The sequence below is a fragment of the Rhodococcoides sp. S146-33 genome (genome assembly GCF_059489205.1).
Genome location: NZ_JCAJWY010000005.1, coordinates 20513 through 44036, shown reverse-complemented (window position 1 = coordinate 44036; position 23524 = coordinate 20513). Strand labels below are relative to the sequence as shown.

The window sequence follows — 23524 nt, the reverse complement described above, 5'->3', positions numbered from 1 at the left end:
TCACCACCACTGCCGTGACGGCAAGCAGAAGCCGGTATCTCAGCTGCGTGCCGTTCCGCTGCGACGAGCAACCAACGTCACTCCCGCGATCGCCATCGCGCCCAATGCTGCCGCGCCGACGAGCGGAACTGCGGAACTGGTCGCCGCGTCGGATGCCGTCAGCGCCGAGCCGCCACCGCCGGTCGCGACGGATCCGACCGGAATCTGGGTCAGCTGTCCACGTACAGCCCCGGCCGAGAAGTCCACGGTGTGGGTGTCGGCGGCGAAGCCCGCCGGGTTGGCTTCGATCTGGTCCAGAGTGAATCCGGTACCGCTGTCGGCCGCTGCACCGGCCGGCGTCAGACCGGTGGTGAACGGTCCCTGCATACATCCACTGCTGGTACGTGGGCCGTCACCGATCGGAGTCGGGTTCGGGAAGGCCAGCCGCGGCGGCCCTGCGGCACCCGCAGCAGCCTGGTGAATGTGGGTAGCAGTCTTGGCCGGGCTCATGTAGTCGCCGGTGACTCCGTCTAGTGCGATGTCGTAACACACGATGTCGAGGTCGGAATTGATACGCAGCGTGAAGGTTCCCGTTGCGCCCGGCTGACCCGGAGTGGCCACACCCTCGCCGTTGAGGACCTGGTCGGGGGTTGCCATTGCAGTGAAGGCACTGGTGAACGAATCCGGTTCGGCAACAGGAGTATCGGCACCGGCCGGGGCGGCGGTGAACAGCATCAGCGCGGCGGCCGTGCCACCGACGACTGCGGTGGCGGTGCCGCGGACGGACATTGCCGGGCGGGTGATCGAGCGTCTGGTCATCTCGTGTGCCTTCCGTGGGAGTATCGGGCAGGCGAGCCCGTGCAGAGGGGTACGACCGCTGATGCCACGATGTTCAAAGGTCGGTAAAGAAATATTCCAGTCCCGGAAATGAACGCCCGGGTGTCCGTCGACGTAATCACTGTCATGAGCATCGGGAGCGTGATCGAACTGGACTTCGACGTCGCTGCCGCGTACGACGAGCACGCGTCGGCCATGCTCGGTTTCGCCGTCAACGCTCTGCGCGACCGGACGCTCGCCGAGGATTGTGTTCAGGAAACGTTCCTGCGCGCGTGGCGGGCGCGTTCCCGCTTCGAGCCCGGACGTGGATCGCTGCGAACGTGGTTGTTTGCCATCGAACGCAACGTCATCGTCGACGTGCAACGGTCGCTCACCAGAATGCCGATGCCGGCGTCGGAACGGATCGAGGACGTCGACCGTCGGTCGGTCGCGATCTCGCGAGACACCAGTCCCGACGTCGACGAGCGGCTGCGCATCATCGCCGCGCTCGCACTGCTTTCTCCCGATCACCGGCAAGTCGTCGTGGCCGTGCATCTGGCCGGAACGACCTATGCGGAGCTGTCCGAGTCGACGGGAGTGGCCGTCCGAACACTGCGCACCCGCGCCTTCTACGCATTGAGGGCGCTCCGAGACCATCTCGACGGACAGGAGGAAGCATGAACGCCCAAGACGATCGCCGAGCCGAACTGATCGCCGGTGCTGTCGCCGACGACCTCGACGACGCCGAGACCGCCGAACTACGCGAGCTCGCAGCGTTCGATCCCACCGTCGACATCGACATCGCCGAACTGCGTGCGCTGACCGAGACCGTCGGTTCTCGCGGTCCGGCCGCACCGTGGCTCGAACTTTCGGCGTCACCCGATCTGCGCGAGCGAGTTCTGGGTACGACGGGCGACTCGGTGTGGCCACCGCGTGATCGAGGAAGCGACGCGCAGCGATTCGGCGGGCGGCGCAGGTCTGCCGGCCTGATGGCTGCGGCCGCAGTAGTGGGGCTGGTGGTCGGCGGTGGCGTCGTACTCGGCGTCGACGCCTTTCGAGCGAAACCCGAGGAGCCGGCGGCCGCGATCACCGGCCCTCCGGGAACCCTCGGTGCCTACGAGCAGGTCGCCTTCACCACGAGCAGGCCGAACGTGGACATCGAGGGCGGTCTCGTTGCCCATACCTGGGGCACGGAGACCTTCCTCGACATGGACGGCATATCCGAGCGGGGCCCGTACGAGGTTGTTCTCGTCGATCGGTCGGGCACCGAACTCCCGTCCGGCACGTTCCTCGGAAGCGACGTCACCATCGAATGCCGCATGAACGCAGCCGTTCTTCGCGGCGACGTCACCGAGATCGAGATCCGTAGTTCCGACGGCTCCGTGCTGGCGTCGGCTCAGTTGCCGACCACCTGACGATCCCGCGAACCCGGCCACCAGTTTCGCGCGCCGAACAGCTTCATCATCGCGGGCACCATCATCATCCGGACCAACACGGCGTCGAACAGCACAGCGACAGCGAGCGCGAAGCCGAACTGTTGCAGCTCGAGTACGTCGGCGGTGAGGAAGCTCGCGAACACCGCGATCATGATCGCTGCTGCCGCGGTGATCGGCCTGGCGGTGTGTTCCAGCCCGTCGACGATTGCGGTGTCGTTGGCGTCTCCCGTGTCGGTTCCGTCGTTGCGCACGAACACTTCTCGCATGCGGCCGATCAGGAACACCTCGTAGTCCATCGAGAGCCCGAAGACGACCGCGAAGACGGTGACCGGCAGATAGACCTGGATGTAGCCCGGGCTCTCGAATCCGAGGAGCGACGAACCCCAACCCCACTGGAACACCGCCACCGTGGCTCCCAACGCGGCACCGGTCACCAGTACGTTCATGGCCACTGCCTTCACCGGAATCACCACGCTTCGGAAGACGATGCCCAGGTACACCAGGGAGAAGGCCAGGACTGCGGCGACGACCCAGAGGAATTTGCTCGAGATCTCCCGAGAGGCGTCGACCACCAGCGCGGTGGTCCCACCGACCGAGACATTCGTCCCGTCACGTTCCCCCGCCACCAGCGCTTGCGATCTGATCGACGTGACCAGGTCGGAGGCGTCGGTCGAATCGATCGGCACCGACGGGACCACGATCAACAGCGTCCGACCGTCGTCCTGCTGGGCCAGTGCGTACTCGACCCGACCATCGGCGCGAACGTCGTCGGCGAAGGACGCGACCGTTGCCGTCTGGACTGGGTCGAGAGGGCGGTCGTCCTCGCCGGTGAACACCACGGTGATCGGCGAGATGGTGCCGGGAGCGAACTTGTCCGTCAGGACCGCGTTCGCTCTACCGCTGGGTTCGGCACTCAGCGCGTCGGCTCCGAGATCGACGCCGTACTGGATGGAACCGATCGGTGCGAGGCAGGCGAACAGGATTGCCGCGGTGACGGCGGTGTAGCGCCAGGGCCGTTCGATGACGTGGCGAGCCCACCGCGACCACCATGTGGGGACGGCTGCGGCGTGTTCACCCACCGATGGTGGTTGGAAGCGCTGTGGGAGTGAAAGTCCGGAGATTCTCGAACCGAGCACGGCGAGGATGGCGGGCAACAAGGTCCACGCCACGATGACGACACACGCCACCGTCATGGCGACGACGAACGAAATGCTCTGCACCGCAGGGACATCGACTATGGCCAACGCACCGAGAGCAATGAGCACCACCAAGCCGGAGATGACGATCGTATGCCCGGCCGTTCCCATCGCAGCACCGACGGCCGCCTCCGTTCGGGCACGGCCCCCGGGCTCGCCCGGAACGGCCCGGTTCATCTCCTCGCGGAATCGGCTGACGATGAACAGTGCGTAGTCGATCCCGAGACCGAGCCCGAACATCGACGCCACCGTCGTCACCAGCACGTCGAAGGTCATGACGTTGGACAGGAGAGCGAACACACCGAAAGCGGCCAGCACTCCGATTCCGGTGGTGACGAGCGGAACGATGCCGGCGACCACCGAACCCAGGGCCAGGATCAGCAACACCAACGCGATCGGCAGTCCGATGCTTTCGGCGCGCACGGCGTCGTCGGATTCGACCTTCGTCAGGTCCACCGTCATCGGGGAATAGCCGGTGACCGCGACCTCGATGCCGTCGCGGGATGCACCGTCGATCAGCTCCTGGATCCGCTCGGCCACGGCAATGCGATCACGCGGGTCTCCGCCCACGCCGACGAACGCCAGCGCCGACGTTCCGTCCGCGGAGATCGTCGGGACGAATCCGGCGCTCTCGTAGGGATCGACCACACGCACTACGTCCGGTGACTGCCTCAGCGAGGAGACGACCTCCCCCACCCGTTCGCGAAAGGCGGGGGTCCGGCTGTCGACCGCATCCGAGGTGAACGTGACGACGAGCTGTTCGGAACCGAAGGACGCGAAGTGCTGTTCGAGGAGTTGGTCGGCGCGGCTGGACTCGGTTCCCGGAACGGAGAAGTTGGCTCCCACCAAGGAGTTCTGCAGCGCGGGATACAGGATCGCAGACCCCACGGCCAGCACCAGCCAGACGGCCAGCACCGCCCAGCGATGACGCGCGACCGTTCGGCCCCAACGATCACCGATGCTGCGCCGTCGTCGAGGGGATTCCAGCACTGCCACCCCGGTCATGTCTGCGGAAGCTCGCGGCTGAAGATTCGGTAGGTGCGGTGCGGTGATTGCTCCATGCGCGTGAGCACCGACCCTTTCATCCAGGGACTGTCGTCGAGTACCGGAGCGGCCTCGACCCTGGTGAATCCGAGATCGCGCATCCGCACCGACATCTCCATGATGAGCAGCGACGACACCGCTCGATCGGGGCACTCGGGATCGACGAACAACATGTCGACGCGAACGCCGTCGATCACGTCGGTTCGACCGGGCCGTTTGACGTGCCAGAGCGTCACGAGGTCTCGCAGCCACCTGGACTTCAGGTGTGCCGCCTTGGCCGCGGCCTGGTTGACGTCCGGTATGCCCATCAGGAATCCGACGGGCTTGCCGTTCAATTCCGCCAAAAGGGTGAGGCGGCGGTCGAGGACGGGCAACATCATCTTCAACAGCTCGAACAGCTCGACGAACGACAGCGGCGAGTAACCCCAGAAGTTCACGAACGTCTTGTTGTAGAGGTCCTGCACTATGCGCGCGTCGCGACGTACCGTCCGATACTTCATCGACCGGAACGTGACCTCGGACCGCGCTTTGATCTTCTCGAAAATCTGCATGTGCCGGGCGTATTCGGGACGGTTGTAGATGACGCACGGATCGTCGAACAGGTAGCTGTAGAAGTCCTTGATGCCCACCAGGCCCCACTTCTCGAAGTGGGCGGCGTAGTACAGCGGGTTGTGCGGCATTCCCACCAGTGGCAGAACGGGTACTTCGTCGACGACGATGCCCGCGCTGTAGAACATCGACGGCCCGAACGGCCCGGACATGGTCGCCAGCCCGCGCGTCGCCAACCAGGCCGCGGCGGCATCGAGCAGACCCGCCGCGATCTCGTGGTCGTCGATCGCCTCGTAGAACCCGAAGAATCCGATCGACTCACCGGTGTAGTCGGTGAAACCGGTGTCGTGGATGGCCACGATCCGGCCGACGGCGATGCCGTTCTCACGGGCGACGAACGCACACGTATCCCGCGTCGACGCGATGGCGGCCGGCGGGGAGATCAGGATGCGATCGAGATCCATCGGCTCGTCCGGCAATCGGTGCGGATCGTCCCGGTACACCAGATCGGTGACGGCCTGGAATTCATTCCAGTCTTTTCCGGACACGACTTGTTCGACGGTGATCATCGTTCCTTCTCACGAGATGGTGTGTCGGACACAGATATCGGCGAGCGAGCTACGACCGTCTCCCCCGCGAACACGTACTGCCCCGGCCGGATGGAGATGCTCTCGACCAGCGCGTCGGGGACGAACACGTCACATTGAGAACCGAAACGGATCATCCCGTACTGCTCTCCGCGTTCGACGACGTCGCCCACCGCGATGTGCGCAACGATGCGATTGACCCACAGGTCGGCTATCTGCGTCACCGTCACCACGGCTCCGCACGCGTGCTCGATCGACACGGTGAGTCGTTCGTTGGTGAGCAGGTAGTCGCAGCCCACGTCGTACGGAGTTCGCCGCGTCAACAGATTGGCCCCGACCCGGGCCATCGACTTGTTGAACGGTGCCGCAGATCGGTGTCGGCGCATCCTGACGATGCCCGAGATCGGAATTCGATTGCGGTGTACCGAGTATTCGGACATGTAGATACCGATGAGGTACCCGCTGTCGGCTGCGGCGACGCCGGCGATCTCGTCGAGGGCAATGGTTCGCCCCTTCTTGACTGCGAACGCGGTACTGCCTGCCTCCACTCGTTTGACGTACGTGACGAAGCCGTCCGCAGGAGCCAGTACCGCCCGCGGATCGGCGGGCGGTACGCGATGCGGATCGCGAAAGAAGAACCGGGTTCGCCAGTAGACGAACAGCGCGAACGGAGCTGCCGTCGCGGCAGCGGCACCGACGCCCCACCGTGCCAGAGACATCAGGCGTGCCGCTGTTCGTCGATGCTCTCCGACCAGCCGACGAATGCGTCGGCCGCCCTCGTTCTCGCCGCGCCGGGCAGGAGTCCGATCAACCCGCAGACGAGGTAGAAGCCGAGCGAGAGAACGCCATTGGTCACCTCGCGGTGCATCGACACATCGCGCAGACGTACCGACGTCGGCTCGAATTCGTCCGCCACGTCAGTGAGCGACGGCGGGCGTGAGCGTCTTGAGCTGCGCCTTCTCGAAGTAGAGCTCGAAGAGTCGACGGTGATCGCACCACGAGATGTCATGGTCGACAGGCAGAATGGCCTCGGGCTTGTGCACCAGGCGCATCAGCTGATCGATGTTGTCGGCCAGCATCGTCTCGGCAAATCGAGGCGAGATGCGTGAACTGACGCGCTCTTTGAATTCGTCCCAGCTCACCAGATCGAGTCCGAGCAGCTCGGCGTAGAGGTCGTGGCCGTAACCGGTGGGGTTGCTCGGCAAGAGCCGCGTCAACGGGTGGCTGCGCAGCGCATTGCCGGCCATGACGTCGCACATCACGTCCACCGGAACGTAGTTCATTCCCGGGCCGTCCCAGATGGCACCGGCGGCGATGGCCAGTTCGATGATGCGCCAGAAGCTGTACACCCGTCCTGGATCACGGCCGAGTTCGGTACTTCCGAGAATGTAGGGGGCCTCGCACAGGGTGACGGAGTAGGTGTCCGACATCGAGAGCCACCCGAGAAGCGTTGCGTTGACCCACTTCATCTGCGCGTAGCCGGAGTACCACCACGAATCCGGGCGGCGGAAATCCTCGGGCTTCTGGTAGAGGTGAGCTCCGATGCTGCCGACGTAGGTGAGGTGCTTACGCGTGGAGGTGATGCTGAATTCGAGAATGCGCAGGACGCTCACGAACCAGTCGTCGCGCAGATCGGCATAGCTCTCGGTGTAATCGGTCGAGCTGGCGCAATTGAAGATCTGCCCCACTCCGGCAGCAAGATCGAAGTAGGCAGCCTTGTCGAGACCGAACCGGAACTTCGTGGGTGTGCCCTCGACGATGCGAATCTTGTCGGCATCCACCGCGATCTCGTACTGGTCGAAGGTGCGCTGAAGACGCTCGAGAGCCGATTCCTCCTCGGTGGGGCGCACCATCGCGTAGACGACGTCGACTGCCGCATCGCGGGTCAGTCGACCGATCAGGTGAGCACCGAGAAAGCCGTTGGCACCGAACACCAGCGCGGTGTCGGTACGCGCGGGTGCCATCGCGGCGACCCGGCGGCGGGTTTCCTCGTCGATGAAAGGCCGCAGCGCCGTTGGATCGCCGTTGCTCAAGGCAACGACGTCCGCGTACTTCCCGCCGAAGCGAAGCCCCGGGCATTCATTGGTGATCAGTGCATCCGCGTGCGGCCAGACCGGACGCAACGAACCATCTCCGAACAGTGCTTCTACGTGCATTCCCGCTCCCCTGCAACGATCGGTGTCCCATGTCACTTCGGACCGCCAGAAGGTAGCAATCCCCCGGGCTCACGACTCGCTGTCCAGAAAAGTCTGGTACCCCCCATAGCCTCGCTCAACTTTTGTTGAGAAGGTTCCCAAACAAACACAGCAGACCGCAAGATTTATTGGAGCAGATTACGACCGATCCGCGTTCCGCAGGACAAACGGGGTCGTTCGAAGGTCTAATCGACCTTCATGACTGCCACGGCGCCCCACCCCCTCCTGCAACCCGTACGCGATCCCAGCGGCGGCGACGCAGCAGCGGCGTGGGCGGAAATCGTGCGCGAACAACCGCGCTTTCCGAGGGTCTCCGTCTCGGCGAACGTTCGTATCCCGATGAGCGACGGCACGGCGCTGCGCGCGTACGTCATCCGCCCCGCGGACGCAGCGGGTCACGCGGTGGAGGGCAGTTTTCCCACCGTCCTCAATCTCACGCCCTACAACAAACTGCTCATCAAGGGGATCGACACGATCCTCGAAACGCCGGTTCTCGGCCGTGCTGTCAGAGCCTTCTCGGCCGCGTTCGATCTCACCGGAACGGCATTCGACGGCATCACCGAAATCACCCGAGTGGTGGCAGGCGGGGCGGCGGACCTTTTCTCGGTGAACCGTCACCTCGTGCGCAGTGGGTACGTACAGATGATCGTCGACGTCCGCGGCACCGGTAGTTCCTCGGGCACCTGGGATGTGCTGGGACCCAGGGAACAACTCGATTCGCTCGAGGTAATCGAGTGGGCCCGACGCCAGTACTGGTGCAACGGCAGGGTGGGAATGGCCGGAATTTCGTATTCCGCGATCAATTCGCTGCAGGCCGCGGCCAAGCAACCCGCCGGGCTCGACGCCATCTTCGCCGTCGAGGGCTCGGTGGACATCGTCCGCGAAATCTTCGCGACCGGAGGCGCGACATCGGCGTTCATCCCGCTGTGGCTCGCCGCCGTCAACGGGTTGAAGTGGGCACCGGCCGTCGGCGGAGTCGATACGTTCACCTGGCTCCGAGATCGCGTGCGATCCCCCGCCACCAATTTGCTCGATCTGGCCAAAGGCTTTGTCACAGGCCGAGATCCGCGAATCTACGACGACGAGTACTACGACACCATCGACGCCGTCATCGAGGACATCGCGGTACCGACCTTTCTGTACGGGTGCTGGCACGACATCTTCGGCGGATCCGCTCCCGACATCTACAACCGGCTCCCCCTCGAACGTGGATCGAAGCAGTTGCTCGTCGGCGACGGCTACCACGGCAACCCCGGTATCGGATTCGGCGAACCAGGATTTCCACCGCGCCTCGACGTACTCGAGCGGGCCTGGTTCGACAAGTGGCTGCGCGACGTCGACAACGGAATAGAGAACTACGGTCCCGTCACACTGCGGCAACAGGGCGGGAATTGGACTGCGCACGGCCGCTTTCCGGCACCTCGGGCCCAGCCACGAAGGCTGTACCTGTCGGCAGCGTCCTCGGGCACCGCGGCCCATGCCGTCGCCGACGGCAGCCTCACCACCGAACCTGCCACAGCCCGCGACGTCCTGACGGTGCGGCCCTCGTTGCGGGCCGTCGTCTCGCGTGACACCACGCAGGTGCTGGCCGGGGTGACGGCCGTGTTCGGTGGTGGATTCACCTACGACAACCGATTCGCCGAGGGCGCCGCAGTCACCTTCACCACCGATGCTGCCGAGTCGGACGCCGTCCTGTCCGGTCCGATGAATCTGCATCTTCGGGTGATCTGCCACGCACGGGAAGCGTTGTGGGCCATCATGATCTGCGACGTCGCTCCCGACGGGACCTCGACGGTGCTCAGCAACGGCGCTCTTCTGGCCTCGCGTCGAGCCGTGGACGACGAACGTTCCTTGTTCGCGCCGAACGGCGACTACACCCGGCCCTACCACCCGCTCACCGAAGCGGCGCTGCTTCCGGTACCCATCGGCGAACCCATCGTTCTCGATATCGACATTCTCACCACCGAGGCCGTCATCGCCACTGGCCACCGACTCCGGGTCGACGTATTCGCCACCGACACACCACGGTTCATCCCGATCTTGCCGGACCTACTGCGCACTCGACTACGCAAACAGGACATCAGCATCGACCCGGAAAGCCCGAGCTACCTGGTGGTGCCCATACTCGGTGAGCCGGGCTGGTAGGAACGACACCATGAGAATCGAACAAGGCATCGCGCCGGCGAACTCCGTCGAGATCGCGTACGAGGACATGGGTTCGGTCGATGACCCTGCGGTCCTGCTGATCATGGGCCTGTCCGCGCAATTGACGTTGTGGCCCATGGATTTCTGTACCCGCCTCGTCGATGCGGGATACCGAGTGATCCGCATCGACAACCGCGACATCGGATTGTCCACGAAGATGACCGGGCAGAAGGTGCGGGGATCCCAGATCCTCCGGATGATCCGACACGAGCTCGGGATGTCTTCCGACGTGCCCTACACGATCGTCGACATGGCCGCCGACGCCGTAGGAGTACTCGATCACCTCGGCATCGATACCGTGCACGTCGTCGGTGCATCGATGGGCGGCATGATCACTCAGGTCTTCGCCGGTAGTTACCCCGAACGAACCGAATCGGTGGGCATTCTCTTCTCGAGCACCAACGAGCCGTTCCTGCCTCCGCCGGACCCACGCGCCCTGCTGCCCCTGCTCGGTGGCGTCGGGAAGGACGCCACGAAAGAGGAGATCATCGCTCATTCGGCAAAGACGTTGTCCACCATCGGCTCTCCCGGCTTCCGCACTCCGCTCGAGGAACAACTGGAGATTGCGCAGGTGATGTACGAGCGGAACTACAACCCCTCGGGCGTCGTGCGGCAGATGGCTGCGATCACCGGCACCGGCAGCCTGCGGCCGTACGCGAAGAAGATCACGGCGCCGACCACCGTCATTCACGGGACCGCCGACAGACTGGTCCGACCCTCGTGCGGCAAGGCCATCGCCCGCGCCGTTCCCGGAGCCGAGCTGACGCTGATCGACGGCATGGCCCACGACCTGCCCGCGGCGTTGCTCGACCGCATCAGCGGTATCGTCCTGGCCAACTTCGCTCGCGCGAACGCGGCCTAGATCCTCGGCAGGACCCTACGACGAAGGCCGGCCTCCCTGGGGAGACCGGCCTTCGTTCGCAGATACGAAATTACGCGTTCGCGTCGTCCTCGAGGAGGTTGCGCGTACGGTTCGGATCGACCTGGACGCCGGGTCCGGTGGTGGTCGAGACGGTGACCTTCTTGACGTAACGACCCTTGGCCGACGACGGCTTCGCACGCAGGATCTCGTCCAGCGCTGCGCCGTAGTTCTCCACCAGCTTGGTCTCGTCGAACGAGGCCTTACCGATGACGAAGTGCAGGTTGGCCTGCTTGTCGACGCGGAAGTTGATCTTGCCGCCCTTGATGTCGTTGACGGCCTTGGTCACGTCGTTGGTGACCGTGCCCGTCTTCGGGTTCGGCATCAGGCCACGCGGTCCGAGGACACGGGCGATGCGGCCGACCTTGGCCATCTGATCGGGGGTGGCGATCGCGGCGTCGAAGTCCAGGAATCCGCCCTGGATCCGCTCGATCAGATCTTCTGCTCCGACGACGTCGGCTCCTGCTGCCTCGGCCTCTGCAGCCTTCTCACCAGCGGCGAAAACAATAACCCGAGCGGTCTTGCCGGTGCCGTGGGGAAGGTTGACGGTGCCGCGCACCATCTGATCCGCCTTGCGGGGATCAACGCCGAGTCGTACTGCAACCTCGACGGTGGGGTCGAACTTGCTCGACGCGGTCTCCTTGGCCAACTTGGCGGCTTCGAGAGGCGAGTAGAGGTTGTCCTGGTCGATCTTTGCGGCCTGCTCGAGGTAGGCCTTGCTGCGCTTTGCCATGTCTTGCTGTCCTTCGTTCGAGTTCAGTGTGGTTGACGAGCCTGGCCGGCTCTCCCACGTGTACTTCGGTTACTGCAGAGAGCTGGTAATCAGCCTTCGACCGTGATGCCCATCGAGCGAGCAGTGCCGGCGATGATCTTCGCGGCCTGATCGATGTCGTTGGCGTTGAGGTCTTCCTGCTTGGTCTTGGCGATCTCGCGCACCTGATCCATGGTCACCTTGGCGACCTTGGTCTTGTGCGGCTCGCCGGAGCCCTTTGCCACGCCTGCAGCCTTGAGCAGCAGCTTGGCAGCGGGAGGAGTCTTGAGCTTGAAGTCGAACGTGCGGTCTTCGTAGACCGAGATCTCGACCGGCACGACGTTGCCGCGCTGCGACTCGGTCGCGGCGTTGTACGCCTTGCAGAACTCCATGATGTTGACGCCGTGCTGGCCCAATGCGGGGCCGACGGGCGGTGCCGGGTTGGCGGCACCGGCCTGGATCTGAAGCTTGATGATCCCGGCTAGCTTCTTCTTCTTCGGGGGCATTTCTTTTTCCTTGTATTCGCTCGGGTTTCTTGCGGTTGCTACTGCAAGTCTGTGCGCGCGGCTTCTAGATCTTGGAGACCTGGGTGAAGCCGAGCTCGACCGGGGTTTCACGGCCGAAGATCGATACCAACACCTTGAGCTTCTGCTGCTCTGCGTTGACCTCGCTGATGCTGGCGGGGAGAGTCGCGAACGGGCCGTCCATGACGGTGACCGACTCGCCGACCTCGAAGTCGACCTCGATGGTCGGCTTCGACGTGGTGTCGCCGCTCTGGTCGCTTGCGCCTGCGGTCGCTTTCGCATCCTTCTTGGCGCCTTCCTGCGGCATGAGGAACTTGACGACCTCGTTGATGGTCAACGGTGACGGACGCGACGTCGCACCGACGAATCCGGTGACGCCGGGGGTGTTGCGCACCGCGCCCCAGGACTCGTCGTTGAGTTCCATGCGGACCAGGATGTAGCCGGGCAGAACCTTGCGGTTGACCTGCTTGCGCTGGCCGTTCTTGATCTCGGTGACCTCTTCGGTGGGAACTTCCACCTGGAAGATGTAGTCGCCGACGTCGAGGTTCTGCACACGGGTCTCGAGGTTGGCCTTGACCTTGTTCTCGTATCCGGCGTACGAGTGGATGACGTACCAGTCGCCGGGAGCGCGACGCAGAGCCGCCTTCATCTCGGCGACGGGATCCTCGGGCTCTGCCGTGACGTCGGCGTCAGCGGCCTCGTCGCCTTCGGCGGCAACGTCGTCCCCGGCGGCAGCGGCCACGTCGGCCTTGATTGCTTCGTCGGTCTCGCGGTCCTGAGCGGCCTGCTCCGCTTCGAGGCCCTGCTTGGTCGCCTCGACATCGGCGTCGAATGCGGCCACTTCGGTGGCGTCGTTGTGCGGCGTGCTCACGTCAGCACCCTTTCTCTAGTTTCCTGCTCGGTTCGATCGTCGAAAAGTCGGCCGTCTCGGTCAGCCGAACAGCCAGCCGACGCCCTTGATGAACAACACGTCGAGACCGCTGATGTACGCGACCATGAACGTCAGGAAGACGAGCACGACGGTGGTGTAGGTGACCATCTGCTTCTTGTTCGGCCAGATGACCTTGCGCAGTTCGGCAACAACCTCGCGGAAGAACTGCAGCAGCCGCAGAAAAACGTTGGGCCGCTTGTCTGCTTTGGCCTTGCCCGAACGTCCCTTGCCGGACGTGGCTTTCGTGGACGCGCTCGCAGTCTTCGTCATCGACACCGAGGCAGCACCGGTGCTGCGTGACCTGCTCGACGATCGCTTACCGGTGGGTACGACAGCCTCCGCAGAAGATCCACCGGCAGAAGTATCAGCATCGGAGAGACGGCCCTCGGAGCCAGGTACGACGTCGTCTGGGGCCGAAGAGTCCTCGAACTCCCCCGATCGACCGTCGCGCTTACCGCGCTCCTCGCTCACGTCGTTCCTCTCAGTTGCTGACACCTTGGGCAGGGGCGACAGGACTTGAACCTGCAACCTACGGTTTTGGAGACCGTTGCTCTACCAATTGAGCTACGCCCCTTCGGCCGAAACTTCTCGGCCGCTCTGGTGTCGATCCGACTCACACGCACGAACCCACGTCACCTCGGAAAGAGGACGCGGGCAGCGCAGAGCGCCGGATTACCCCAGAAATCTCAGTGTACTGCACACTCTTCGGAACAGATAAATCCCGTCGTCCCGGCCACGAACTGCTTCTGCCGGATCGACATGCTCAGGCCAAACGTACCGTTGCGGTAGCTCGCCCGAAAATCTTCTTGCCCTCGAACTTCGCCACGATGGCAATCACGGCAGTTCGCTCCTCGGCGTCCATCGTCTTGATCTTGCCGGTGAACTCGACCTGCGCCGCCGAATCCGCCGGGACGAACACCGAGCTGGTGAAGCGCACGTTGTACTCGGTGACCGCACCCGGATCGCCGAGCCATGACGTGACGAAGCCGGCACCGAGGCCCATCGTCAGCATGCCGTGCGCGATCACGTTGTCCAATCCGGCCAGCGCGACAACCTCGTCACTCCAGTGGATCGGGTTGGGATCGCCGGACACACCTGCGTAGTTCACCAGGTCGCCGCGGGTCAAGGACACGACTCGCTCGGGCAGCTCCTCGCCGACGGACACGTCGTCGAAACTACGAAGCGCCATGCCTGATCACTTCCTTGACCGCATGCGCGATGTTCTCGTCGATCTCCCCGCCGGTACGCGCCACGATGGTCGTCCACGTGGTCTGTACGAGATCGCCGTTCTGGTCGGTGATGATGTTCTTCGTGGTCATGATGTCGCTGCCGCTCATCTGCCGGAAGGACTCGAGGTACACGTCGCAGAAGATTCGATCGCCGACCTGAATCGGGCGATGGAATTCCAGTCGTTGGTCGGTCTGCAGAATCTGGCTCGGGTCGTAACCGGTGATGACCTCTTGCAGCATCCGGGTCTGCGCACTGATCCCGAGCAGGGAAATAAAGGTCAAGGGCGCGAGGAGACCGTCGTAACCGAGGCCCTTCGCTGCGTCCTCGTCGTGATGCGCGGGATGAAAATCCTGGACGGCACGCGCGTATTCACGAACCTTCTCGCGGCCGACCTCGTAGAAGTCGTCGACGCGGAAATGAGAACCGACCATGGACGCCGCGTGTGCGGATGCATCCATGGTCGGGACATCGTGTGGAGCTTGTGACACGGAAAACCTTTTCTTCCCTGGACGCAAGAGCCGTTAGGGGGAGAAAATGCGACCTAACGCCGGGCGCCGACTAAAGATCGGAACTGCGAACCAGCGAGCCGTGCAGTCTAGCGAGATTCGCGGTGAGCCCGGTGCGTTCCGCAGTTGGAGCAGAACTTCTTCAGCTCGATGCGGTCGGGGTCGTTCCGACGGTTCTTCTTGGTGATGTAGTTGCGGTGCTTGCAAACCTCGCAGGCCAAGGTGATCTTGGGCCGCACATCGGTGGAGGAGGCCACTGGACGCCTACTTTCGGGTAAATCTGATCTGGGTCAATCAGGACTGTTCATGGGTGCTACTGGTCGTGCTTGCCTACTGTGTAGCGGTGACCGGACTTGAACCGGCGACGCAACGATTATGAGTCGTTTGCTCTACCAACTGAGCTACACCGCCTCAGGTGCTCATCGTCTACCATCCCACGTGAGGAACTCGACGTCGAGCAATCCAATCCAGCGAGCCCCCTAACGGAATCGAACCGTTGACCTTTTCCTTACCATGGAAACGCTCTACCGACTGAGCTAAGGGGGCGGGATCAGTTCACGTGCATGCCGTGCGCTGAAGCCTCCAAGAGGTTACACATTCCGAGCGCCCAGTACCAAATTACGTGGTCAGCGACCCATGCATGTCCTCTTCACATGGAAACCCCAGCGAGAGAAACACTCGCCGGGGTTCCAGGTGTGGCAGATGTAGGATTCGAACCTACGTAGGCATAAGCCGACGGATTTACAGTCCGCTCCCATTGGCCGCTCGGGCAATCTGCCGTGCTGCGATCGAAGCTCGTACTGCTCTTCGGCGCGGTGAGAAGAATACAACGAACGTCCCCCCGGAACGCAAACCGGGTGGATACGGTCGGTAGCGGGCCGATAAAGTCCCTGCAGGATGTGGTCCGACACCATCGCCACATCAAATATTTCGATTCGACTGGAGAGTGTGAGAAGTGGCTGATTCGTCCTTCGACGTAGTGAGCAAAGTCGACCGCCAGGAAGTGGACAACGCTCTGGGACAGGCCGCGAAGGAGCTGGCGACCCGCTTCGACTTCCGCGGATCCGACACCAGCATCGAATGGTCCGGTAGCGGCGAGGCGGAGACCATCGTCATCACGTCCGAATCCGAGGAGAAGGTCAAAGCGGCCCTGGACGTGTTCAAAGAAAAGCTGATTCGACGCGACGTCTCGCTCAAGGCGTTCGAGACCAACGACCCTGCCGCGTCGGGCAAGGTCTACAAGGTCACCGGCAAGCTCGTCCAGGGCATCAGCACCGAGAACGCCAAGAAGATCTCGAAGAAGATCCGCGACGACGGTCCCAAGGGCGTCAAAGCGCAGATCCAGGGCGACGAGCTGCGCGTGAGCAGCAAGAAGCGCGACGACCTCCAGGCGATCCAACAGTTGCTCAAGAGCGAGGACTTCGGAATCGCACTGCAGTTCGTCAACTACCGGTAGAGCGGCTCCTCACCTGGGTCGTTCCGCAGGCTCCACTCCTGCGCCGCACGTGAGTACAACTTCGTAGCAGGGGTCGAATTTCCGTTCACATGCCGCAGGCTCCCGTCAGTAAGGCCGATGGCCGGCCATCCGTTCGAGTCGCTCGATTCGGTCGGCCATCGGCGGGTGGGTGGCGAAGAGCGCACCCGCCTTGTCGCCGAGCCGGAACGGATTGGCGATCATCAGATGTGACTCTGCCGCCAGCCGCGGCTCCGGTGGCAGCGGTGCCAGCTGCACTCCCTGCTCGAGCTTGCGGAGCGCCGACGCCAGCGCCAATGGATCGCCGGTCAGCTCGGCCCCGGACTGGTCGGCTTGGTACTCACGCGAGCGGGAGACCGCGAGGCGAACCAGGCTGGCCGCAATGGGTCCCAGCATCGACACCAGCAGCAGCGCGAGCGGGTTCGGTCCCCCGTTGCCGCGTCCGCCGAAGACATTGGCGAAGAACGCCAGGTTGGCCAGACCCGAGATGACCGACGCCATCGCACCCGCAACCGACGAGATCAGGATGTCGCGGTTGTAGACGTGCGACAGCTCGTGGCCGAGCACCGCGCGCAGTTCCCGCTCATCGAGGATTCGCAGAATGCCCTCGGTGCAGCACACGGCTGCGTTGCGTGGGTTTCGCCCGGTGGCGAAAGCGTTGGGATTGTTGGTGGGGCTCACGTACAGCGCGGGCATCGGCTGATGAGCGGCCGTAGCCAACTCGCGCACGATGCGATACATCGCCGGCTGCTCGAGCTCGGTCACCGGCACGGCATGCATCGACCGCAAGGCCATCTTTGCGCTGTTGAAATACGCATAGCCGTTCACGCCCACGGCCAGGACGACGGACCCGATCAGAATCATCGAATTACCGAACAACGAGCCGATGAAGACGATGAGTGCGGACATCCCGACCAGCAGGCCGAAAGTCTTCGCGCCGTTCGCGTAACTGTTCACTGTGGCTGGTGCCTCCTCGTACCGGGTGTTCCTACCCGATTCAACGAAAACACCAGGACCTGCAGTTCCCGCCTGGAGGGTCGCTAGCCGACGCGTTCGACGGTGTAGTTCACCAACCGTCCGAGCGCATCGTTGGCCGGTCCCTGCGGCAGCTGCGCGAGCTCTGCATGAGCCCGAGCTGCGAATTCGCCGAGCGTCTTCTTGGCCGAGACCATTCCCGGCGAGCGCTGCAACAGCTCGAGGGCCTCGGTGACCAGGGCGTCCTCGGTGACCGGGCCGGCCAGGATCTCGCGCAGCCGATCGCCGTCGGCACCTTCTTCGCGGAGCGCGAACAGCACCGGCAGAGTATGGACACCCTCACGAAGGTCGGTGCCGGGGGTCTTGCCGGACTGCTCGGTGGCCGAGGAGATGTCGATGATGTCGTCGGAGATCTGGAACGCGGTGCCGACGGCGTCACCGAGGCGCTCCAGGCGTCCCACGTGCTCGGCGTCGCCGCCACTGAACGTTCCGCCGAAGCGTCCGCACGACGCAATCAGCGATCCGGTCTTCTCCCACACGACCTTCAGATAGTGCGCGACGGGATCCTCGGTGCCCTTCGCTCCGATCGTCTCGCGCATCTGACCGGTGACCAGCTCGGCGAACGTCTCGGCGATGATCCGAACGGCGTCGGGACCGAGGGTGGACACCAGCCTCGACGCGTGCGCGAACAGGTAGTCGCCCGCGAGAATCGCCACACTGTTGCCCCAGCGTGAGTTCGCGCTCTCCGCACCTCGGCGCATCGACGCCTCGTCCATGACGTCGTCGTGATAGAGCGTGGCGAGGTGAACCAGTTCGACGACCGTGGCGGCGGTGACGATCGCAGGATCGGTCGGCGACGGCCCGAGCTGGCCGGTGAGCACCGTGAACAGGGGCCGGAAGCGTTTTCCGCCGGCCTTGGCCAGGTGCAGCGCGGCCTCGGTCAGGAACTCTTCTCCATCGGAGAGTTCGCTGATCATCAGCTCTTCGACGCGTGCGAGGCCGTCGGCGACGGATCGCGCGAGCTCCGGGTCACCCAGGTCGACTCCGGCAACGACCGTTGCTACGGCAGCGTCGTCTGTACTCACGATGTTGGTCCCTGTCCTGTCGTCGACATGCCGGCGGGAGCAGCAATTGCGCCACTGCTCGCCTTCTACCGTAGTGAACCTAGCGTGCACACAGGTGCGACGGTGTCACCGACCACAGGTGACGCTTCACTCACCCAGGTTGCCGGAAATGACTTCGAGGGTCGCGGCCATCGCCGCCGACGCCCTGTCCCCCAATGCGTCGGTCAGCGCCGCCATCAGTCCCTCGAGCAGGATCACGTGCGGAATCCGGCTGGTGACGGCGAGTTCACGCTGGAAACTGAGATCTCGCATGCCCACCACCAGGGCTATGTCCGACGCGGCCGCGAGAGTCGAGCGAGCGAACGACGTCACCGACACCACGGTGGCCCCGCGCTCCCGAGCGGCCTGCGCGGCCTTGGTCGACGCGCTCGTCGCGCCCGATCCACTGATGATCAGGGCGACGTCACGGTCGGTGAGAAGCCGAACGGCAACCTGTTGGGCAATGGAGTCGGTGGGTGCGTGCGAGCGCAGACCCAGCGACCGCATCCGGGAATCGGTATCGGCGGCCAGCGCAGCCGAGAGCCCGTTTCCGATGACCACGATCGACTCGGCACCGGCGAGGGTGGACACGGCGCGCGTGACGTCCTCGGTGGTGAGTAGAGCCGTCATCGCCGCGATGGACTCTCCGACGTGGGCGAAGGTCTCGGTGACGATCGCGAACGGGCCGTCAGCCGAACGTTCCTGGGTGGGCAGGGCGCGCGCCGCGTCGCGCGCGAGCAGCACCCGGAGTTGCTGATACCCGCCGAAGCCGAGACTCTGGCAGGTGCGGACCACCGACGCCCGCGATGCGCCTGCTGCATCGGCCACCTGCTGCGAGGACATCTCGACGATGTCGGCGGGACGTTCGAGAAAGACTTCGGCGACGGCCCGCTCGGCCGGCAGCAACGAGGGAATGATCGATCTGATGTGCGGGACGACTCCACCCGGCGCGAGATCCATGCTCATATCTTGCTCATATCGTTCTGTGCCGGCCCCAGTGTCCGTCGATGATGCGGCGACGCACCCGCCCGGAGATCTGATCGATGATCACGGTGATGACCACGACGACGATCAGCAGCATGCCCACCGCACCCCACTGCCGGTACTGCACGTTGTCGACCAGCATGCTGCCGATACCGCCTGCACCGATCAGACCCAGGATGGCCGACGCCCGAACGTTGATCTCGAAGCGATAGAGCCAGAACGCGAACACCTCGGGGGCGACGTCGGTCCACAGTCCCCACCGCACGATCTGCGCCGTAGAACCTCCAGCGGCCCGGGCCGCTTCGATCGGCCCCTTCTCGGCACCTTCGATGGCCTCGTATCCCCATTTGCCGAGGGTGCCCACCGAGCCGATGGCGATGGCGAGCGCTCCGGTGAACGCGGTGAGCCCGGTGACCGACAGGATGAGAATCGCGATGACGACCTCGGGCACCGCCCTGATGACGGCGAACACCACACGCAGCGGCCACCGCAGCCAGAGCGGCCCGATGTTCGCGGCCGCGAGGAAGCTGAGCGGAAACGACACGATGATGCCGAGCACCGTTCCGAACCACGCCATCTGCACCGATTCGATGGTGGCCGAGACGGCCTTGCCCAGCGCGGAGACGTCGGGCGGCACGAACATCAGCCCTGCGTAGCGCACCAGGTTCTGCGGTAGCTCCAGCAGCCTGTCCCAGCGAATCTCGATGCCGTACAACGACAGTGCGAACAGTGCGACGATGCCGGCCCACACCGCGGTGCGCAGGGGGTTGCGCGGTTTCCGCGGCCGAGCCGGGGTGACGCGTGCGGTGCGGTCGATGACGCTCATCCGACCAACTTTCGACGGGCCCAGGACGAGATCAGTTCCAGCACCAGGACGATGACGAGAATCTCGAGGATGATGAGGCTGAGTTGGTGATACTTGTAGAAGGTGCGGACGTTGTCGATGAGCATGCCGAGGCCTCCTGCACCGACGAGCCCGATGACCGCCGAGGCGCGGACGTTCAGCTCCAACGTGTAGAGACTCTGCGAGACGAACGCCGGAAAGATCTGCGGCGCAACAGCACTCCGATCGGCCGCGATCCAGGTGCCGCCGGCAGCGAGGGCCGCTTCCTGCGGACCACGATCGACGGAGTCCAGTGCCTCGGAGACGAGCTTGACGATGATGCCGACGTTGAACAGGATCAGCGCCAGAATTCCCGACAGCGCTCCGGTGCCGACCACCGCGACCAACACCGCCGCGTACAGCAGATCCGGCACTGCGCGTACGACATTCATGATTCCGCGCACGGCCATCAGCAACGGTCGATTCGGGTTGGTGACATGCGAGGCCGCAAAACTGAGCGGGAGGGAGATCGCGGCTCCGATCGCCGTCGCGATGACAGCCATCTGCAGCGTCTCGAGGATCGCATCGACGGTCTCGGGGAAAAACCAGTAGTCGGGTTGCATCAGCTGAACGAGCTTGCCGGTCGCATTGCCCCAGTTGTCGATGATGTCGCCCAGGTCGACACCGATGCCGATCCCGGCCCAGATCGTGATGACGGCGATGACGGCAAGGACAACAACGGTTTTCCAGGCCGAACGCGGTTTCGCCGGCCTGGTTGCGAGCGGAGTGATCACAGCTCTGCCTTGGCTTCCAGGACGTCCTCGGCGGTGAGCGAGCGTCCATAGATACTCTCGAACACCGATTCGTCGGCATCGCGGCCATGGCCGTCGAACACGACCTTCCCGTCCCGCAGCCCGATCAGCCGGTCGCCGTAGCGTCTGGCCAGATCGAGAAAGTGCAGATTGACGACGACCGTGATGCCGAGATCGGCGTTGATGCGTTGCAGATCCCGCATGACGACGTGCGAGGTCGGCGGATCGAGCGAGGCCACCGGTTCGTCCGCGAGGATCACCCGCGGCCCTTGCGCCAATGCTCGCGCGATGGCGACCCGCTGCTGCTGACCACCGGAGAGCGACGACGCCTTCTCGTAGGCCTTGCCGACGATCTCGACACGTTCGAGGGCCTGCATTCCCAGCTCGGTGTCCTCGGCCGACCACGCACCGAGCAGCGTTCGCCACATCGGCGAGCTGTGCAGTCGTCCCATCATCACGTTGTTCAACACGCTGGTGCGCTTGGCGAGGTTGAAGCCCTGAAAGATCATTCCGATGTCGCCGCGCAGATCCCGTAACCCCTTGCTGCTGAGGTTGTTCACGGCGCGATCACCGACCGTCACGGTGCCGGAGGTGACCGGAACGAGGCCGTTGATGGTGCGAATCAGTGTGGACTTCCCTGCGCCCGACAATCCGACGACGGCAACCATCTGGCCCGCTGGAATCTCCAGCGTCACGCCGTCGAGCGCGGTATGGCCGCCCGCATAGGTGACCGAGACGTTGTCGAATGCGATGCTGTCGCCGCTCATCCGAGTCAGTTCCCCAGGCCGATGGAGTCCGCCTCGGTCTGCGCCTGCTGCAGCGCGGCGGGATCGGCCTTGTCGAGCCCGGTGATCTGATAGATCGCCGTCAGGGCCTCGACACCCTCGGGGGTGGACGCGTAATCCTCCATCGCGTCCGAGATGCGCTGCTGCAGATCAGGGCTGAGCGAACTGCTGATCGAGACACCGTCGTTGGGGATCTCGTTGGTCAGCGCGAAGACCACCAGATTCTTCGCCACATCGGGGGTGTCCTTCACGACGGTCTCGCGGGCGTCCCAGAACGACACACCCACCTCGTCGTCGCCATTGTTCACCGACAGCACTGCCGCCGGGTGCGAGGTGACCTGCGTCAGGTCGAGGTCGGTGGTCGAGTCGATGCCCGCAGCCTTCAGGGCGGCGGAGGGGAAGACGAATCCGGCCGACGACGCGGATTGCAGCATCACGGTTTTGGCGTCCTTCATCTTGCCCAGCGAGTCGAGTCCTGCTGGGCCCGTGCCACCTTCGGTGCCGTTGCAGTACAGCAAGCCGTTGGCTCCGGTGACGGGAGCGTCGTCGCAGTACTTGTCGGGGTTGTTGGTGTAGAACTGCGCCGCGTACGTGGTCTTGCCCTTACGGACGGTCTGCAGAGCCGGCTCGGCGCCGTACTTGTTGCAGGCCTGCACCATCTGCAGCGGCGGCAGCATGCCGATCTGCGCCTGGTTCGCACCGATGGCCTCTACCGCTGCCTGGTAGTCCTGGGTGATGACGCCGCGGACGGGGATGTCGAGGCGCTCGGTCAGCGCGTCCTGCAACGGCTTGACGGTCTCGACGAGCTTGTTCGCGTCACCCGAGGGAACGAGGGCCAGCGTCAGCTCGGACGGGTCGGCCGCATCTGCAGCACTGGACCCGGTGCAGGGCGACGCAGCCGAGGACTCGGTGGTGGACTCGTCGCGGGCACCGCATCCGGCCAACGAGGCGGTGAGCAGTCCGGTGGCTACCACCGCGAGCAAGGGTGTACGAATTCTCATGACTGTCCTTCGTTAGTGAGTGCGAATGCTGCTGGATCGGTGGACCATTCGAGGAGTGCGTCGTACATGACCGGAAACGTCGAGGCGCAGAATGTCGCCTCGGGCCGAGGATGACCGTGACGGTCGATGTAGGCGGTGACGGCACCGCGACGATGCGCGGCGTCGAGATCGTTGCGCCAGATGTCGCCGACGCTGGCCAGTTCATGCGGTGACAGCGTGTCCAGTAGCGACTCCACCAGCTCGGGCATCTTCTCGGGCTTACCTGCGTCGGTGAACACACGGTCCATGCGCCCGATCAGGCCGAGACGCTCGAGGGTTTCCACCACGCCACGCTGTGGGGCATTGGTGGCCAGGACCACCTCGGCCGAGACACGACCGAGGAAGTCCTCGAGGCCGGCGGGAGCCCATACTTCGAGCTCTCCCGTCGCCAGGCGTTCACGGGAGTGTGCGTACGCAGCGGCGAGGGCGGCAGCATCGACGCCCACCGACAGCTGCTGAACGGCGGAGTAGCCGTCCACGTACTCACCCGCTCCGGTTTCCAAGAAAGCCGTCAACCCGGCGCGCAGCGTGTCGGCAGAGACCGCGTCGAGAGAGTCGGCAACAGCGTCGGCGTACGCCCACACTGGGTCGTCTCCGAGGCAGACGGTGCCGTCGAAGTCGAGAAGGAGGATCGGTCGGTGCACGTGGGAGACGCTAGAC

General features: G+C 64.2%; 26 protein-coding genes and 4 tRNA genes. 5 read left to right on the top strand and 25 right to left on the bottom strand.

Annotated features, from left to right (window positions below; genetic code table 11):
• Positions 1–39: 39 nt before the first annotated feature.
• Complete coding sequence (locus tag AC5WEY_RS19860) at positions 40–798, bottom strand: CHRD domain-containing protein (RefSeq protein WP_495647205.1); 759 nt, start codon at positions 796–798, stop codon at positions 40–42.
• A gap of 120 nt (positions 799–918) precedes the next feature.
• Between AC5WEY_RS19860 and AC5WEY_RS19855 the strand changes: the two genes are divergently transcribed.
• Positions 919–1476, top strand: coding sequence for an RNA polymerase sigma factor (locus AC5WEY_RS19855; protein WP_495647204.1), 558 nt, complete (start codon positions 919–921; stop codon positions 1474–1476).
• Positions 1473–2210, top strand: coding sequence for a hypothetical protein (locus AC5WEY_RS19850; protein ID WP_495647203.1), 738 nt, complete (start codon positions 1473–1475; stop codon positions 2208–2210). The genes AC5WEY_RS19855 and AC5WEY_RS19850 overlap by 4 nt, the downstream gene beginning before the upstream one ends.
• On the opposite strand, the gene AC5WEY_RS19845 is transcribed toward AC5WEY_RS19850, so the two are convergent.
• Genes AC5WEY_RS19845 through AC5WEY_RS19825 form a run of 5 tightly spaced genes read right to left on the bottom strand, consistent with a single transcriptional unit; the run spans position 2192 to position 7763 of the window.
• A complete protein-coding gene (locus tag AC5WEY_RS19845; protein WP_495647202.1) occupies positions 2192–4432 on the bottom strand; it encodes an MMPL family transporter in 2241 nt (746 codons plus the stop codon). The genes AC5WEY_RS19850 and AC5WEY_RS19845 overlap by 19 nt on opposite strands.
• Positions 4429–5589, bottom strand: a complete 1161-nt coding sequence (locus AC5WEY_RS19840; RefSeq protein ID WP_495647201.1) for a hypothetical protein — start codon at positions 5587–5589, stop codon at positions 4429–4431. The genes AC5WEY_RS19845 and AC5WEY_RS19840 overlap by 4 nt, the downstream gene beginning before the upstream one ends.
• On the bottom strand, positions 5586–6326 hold the full coding sequence (locus AC5WEY_RS19835) for a phosphatidylserine decarboxylase (RefSeq protein ID WP_495647200.1): 741 nt from the start codon (positions 6324–6326) through the stop codon (positions 5586–5588). The genes AC5WEY_RS19840 and AC5WEY_RS19835 overlap by 4 nt, the downstream gene beginning before the upstream one ends.
• A complete protein-coding gene (locus tag AC5WEY_RS19830) occupies positions 6326–6523 on the bottom strand; it encodes a hypothetical protein (protein WP_057475227.1) in 198 nt (65 codons plus the stop codon). Before AC5WEY_RS19830 ends, AC5WEY_RS19835 begins: the two co-directional genes overlap by 1 nt.
• A 1-nt stretch (position 6524) precedes the next feature.
• Positions 6525–7763: an SDR family oxidoreductase gene (locus tag AC5WEY_RS19825; RefSeq protein ID WP_057475226.1), complete on the bottom strand. Its 1239-nt coding sequence runs from the start codon at positions 7761–7763 to the stop codon at positions 6525–6527.
• Positions 7764–8000: 237 nt separating this feature from the next.
• Between AC5WEY_RS19825 and AC5WEY_RS19820 the strand changes: the two genes are divergently transcribed.
• Together AC5WEY_RS19820 and AC5WEY_RS19815 are read left to right on the top strand one after the other, a co-directional pair.
• Positions 8001–9947 (top strand): CocE/NonD family hydrolase, encoded by a 1947-nt coding sequence (locus AC5WEY_RS19820; RefSeq protein ID WP_495647199.1) that lies wholly within the window; start codon positions 8001–8003, stop codon positions 9945–9947.
• Between the two features lie 10 nt (positions 9948–9957).
• A complete protein-coding gene (locus tag AC5WEY_RS19815) occupies positions 9958–10869 on the top strand; it encodes an alpha/beta fold hydrolase (RefSeq protein ID WP_057475224.1) in 912 nt (303 codons plus the stop codon).
• Positions 10870–10939: 70 nt separating this feature from the next.
• Here the strand turns inward: AC5WEY_RS19815 and rplA are convergent, their stop codons facing one another.
• The 11 genes from rplA to AC5WEY_RS19760 form a co-directional block, all read right to left on the bottom strand.
• Positions 10940–11659, bottom strand: coding sequence for a 50S ribosomal protein L1 (rplA, locus tag AC5WEY_RS19810; protein WP_027498276.1), 720 nt, complete (start codon positions 11657–11659; stop codon positions 10940–10942).
• 89 nt (positions 11660–11748) lie between these two features.
• Positions 11749–12183: a 50S ribosomal protein L11 gene (gene rplK, locus AC5WEY_RS19805; protein ID WP_008713829.1), complete on the bottom strand. Its 435-nt coding sequence runs from the start codon at positions 12181–12183 to the stop codon at positions 11749–11751.
• A gap of 64 nt (positions 12184–12247) precedes the next feature.
• The gene (gene nusG, locus AC5WEY_RS19800) at positions 12248–13072 is read right to left on the bottom strand and encodes a transcription termination/antitermination protein NusG (protein ID WP_027498277.1); all 825 of its coding nucleotides are present in this window, start codon (positions 13070–13072) and stop codon (positions 12248–12250) included.
• A gap of 60 nt (positions 13073–13132) precedes the next feature.
• Positions 13133–13603, bottom strand: coding sequence for a preprotein translocase subunit SecE (secE, locus tag AC5WEY_RS19795; RefSeq protein ID WP_243608469.1), 471 nt, complete (start codon positions 13601–13603; stop codon positions 13133–13135).
• Between the two features lie 30 nt (positions 13604–13633).
• Positions 13634–13706 (bottom strand) — tRNA-Trp (locus AC5WEY_RS19790).
• 189 nt (positions 13707–13895) lie between these two features.
• On the bottom strand, positions 13896–14321 hold the full coding sequence (gene hadB, locus AC5WEY_RS19785) for a (3R)-hydroxyacyl-ACP dehydratase subunit HadB (RefSeq protein WP_057475223.1): 426 nt from the start codon (positions 14319–14321) through the stop codon (positions 13896–13898).
• Complete coding sequence (gene hadA / locus AC5WEY_RS19780; RefSeq protein WP_057475222.1) at positions 14308–14820, bottom strand: (3R)-hydroxyacyl-ACP dehydratase subunit HadA; 513 nt, start codon at positions 14818–14820, stop codon at positions 14308–14310. Before hadA ends, hadB begins: the two co-directional genes overlap by 14 nt.
• 137 nt (positions 14821–14957) lie before the next feature.
• The gene (gene rpmG, locus AC5WEY_RS19775; RefSeq protein WP_027498281.1) at positions 14958–15125 is read right to left on the bottom strand and encodes a 50S ribosomal protein L33; all 168 of its coding nucleotides are present in this window, start codon (positions 15123–15125) and stop codon (positions 14958–14960) included.
• 81 nt (positions 15126–15206) lie between these two features.
• Positions 15207–15279, bottom strand: a tRNA-Met gene (locus tag AC5WEY_RS19770).
• A gap of 62 nt (positions 15280–15341) precedes the next feature.
• Positions 15342–15414, bottom strand: a tRNA-Thr gene (locus AC5WEY_RS19765).
• 150 nt (positions 15415–15564) lie between these two features.
• Positions 15565–15647: transfer RNA gene (locus AC5WEY_RS19760), tRNA-Tyr, on the bottom strand.
• Between the two features lie 176 nt (positions 15648–15823).
• Here AC5WEY_RS19760 and AC5WEY_RS19755 point away from each other — a divergent pair.
• Positions 15824–16324 (top strand): YajQ family cyclic di-GMP-binding protein, encoded by a 501-nt coding sequence (locus tag AC5WEY_RS19755; RefSeq protein ID WP_057475221.1) that lies wholly within the window; start codon positions 15824–15826, stop codon positions 16322–16324.
• A gap of 105 nt (positions 16325–16429) precedes the next feature.
• Here the strand turns inward: AC5WEY_RS19755 and htpX are convergent, their stop codons facing one another.
• From htpX to AC5WEY_RS19715, 8 genes are all read right to left on the bottom strand, one after another.
• The gene (htpX, locus tag AC5WEY_RS19750; protein WP_082520718.1) at positions 16430–17299 is read right to left on the bottom strand and encodes a zinc metalloprotease HtpX; all 870 of its coding nucleotides are present in this window, start codon (positions 17297–17299) and stop codon (positions 16430–16432) included.
• Between the two features lie 83 nt (positions 17300–17382).
• Positions 17383–18402, bottom strand: coding sequence for a polyprenyl synthetase family protein (locus AC5WEY_RS19745; RefSeq protein ID WP_243608470.1), 1020 nt, complete (start codon positions 18400–18402; stop codon positions 17383–17385).
• A gap of 126 nt (positions 18403–18528) precedes the next feature.
• A complete protein-coding gene (locus AC5WEY_RS19740; RefSeq protein WP_057475219.1) occupies positions 18529–19386 on the bottom strand; it encodes a MurR/RpiR family transcriptional regulator in 858 nt (285 codons plus the stop codon).
• 7 nt (positions 19387–19393) lie between these two features.
• A complete protein-coding gene (phnE, locus tag AC5WEY_RS19735; protein WP_243608472.1) occupies positions 19394–20230 on the bottom strand; it encodes a phosphonate ABC transporter, permease protein PhnE in 837 nt (278 codons plus the stop codon).
• Complete coding sequence (gene phnE / locus AC5WEY_RS19730) at positions 20227–21021, bottom strand: phosphonate ABC transporter, permease protein PhnE (RefSeq protein ID WP_243608473.1); 795 nt, start codon at positions 21019–21021, stop codon at positions 20227–20229. The genes phnE (AC5WEY_RS19735) and phnE (AC5WEY_RS19730) overlap by 4 nt, the downstream gene beginning before the upstream one ends.
• Positions 21018–21806, bottom strand: a complete 789-nt coding sequence (gene phnC / locus AC5WEY_RS19725) for a phosphonate ABC transporter ATP-binding protein (protein WP_495647198.1) — start codon at positions 21804–21806, stop codon at positions 21018–21020. Before phnC ends, phnE (AC5WEY_RS19730) begins: the two co-directional genes overlap by 4 nt.
• Before the next feature lie 5 nt (positions 21807–21811).
• Positions 21812–22825, bottom strand: a complete 1014-nt coding sequence (gene phnD, locus AC5WEY_RS19720) for a phosphate/phosphite/phosphonate ABC transporter substrate-binding protein (RefSeq protein ID WP_495647197.1) — start codon at positions 22823–22825, stop codon at positions 21812–21814.
• A complete protein-coding gene (locus AC5WEY_RS19715; RefSeq protein ID WP_495647196.1) occupies positions 22822–23508 on the bottom strand; it encodes an HAD family hydrolase in 687 nt (228 codons plus the stop codon). Before AC5WEY_RS19715 ends, phnD begins: the two co-directional genes overlap by 4 nt.
• Between the last annotated feature and the right edge of the window lie 16 nt (positions 23509–23524).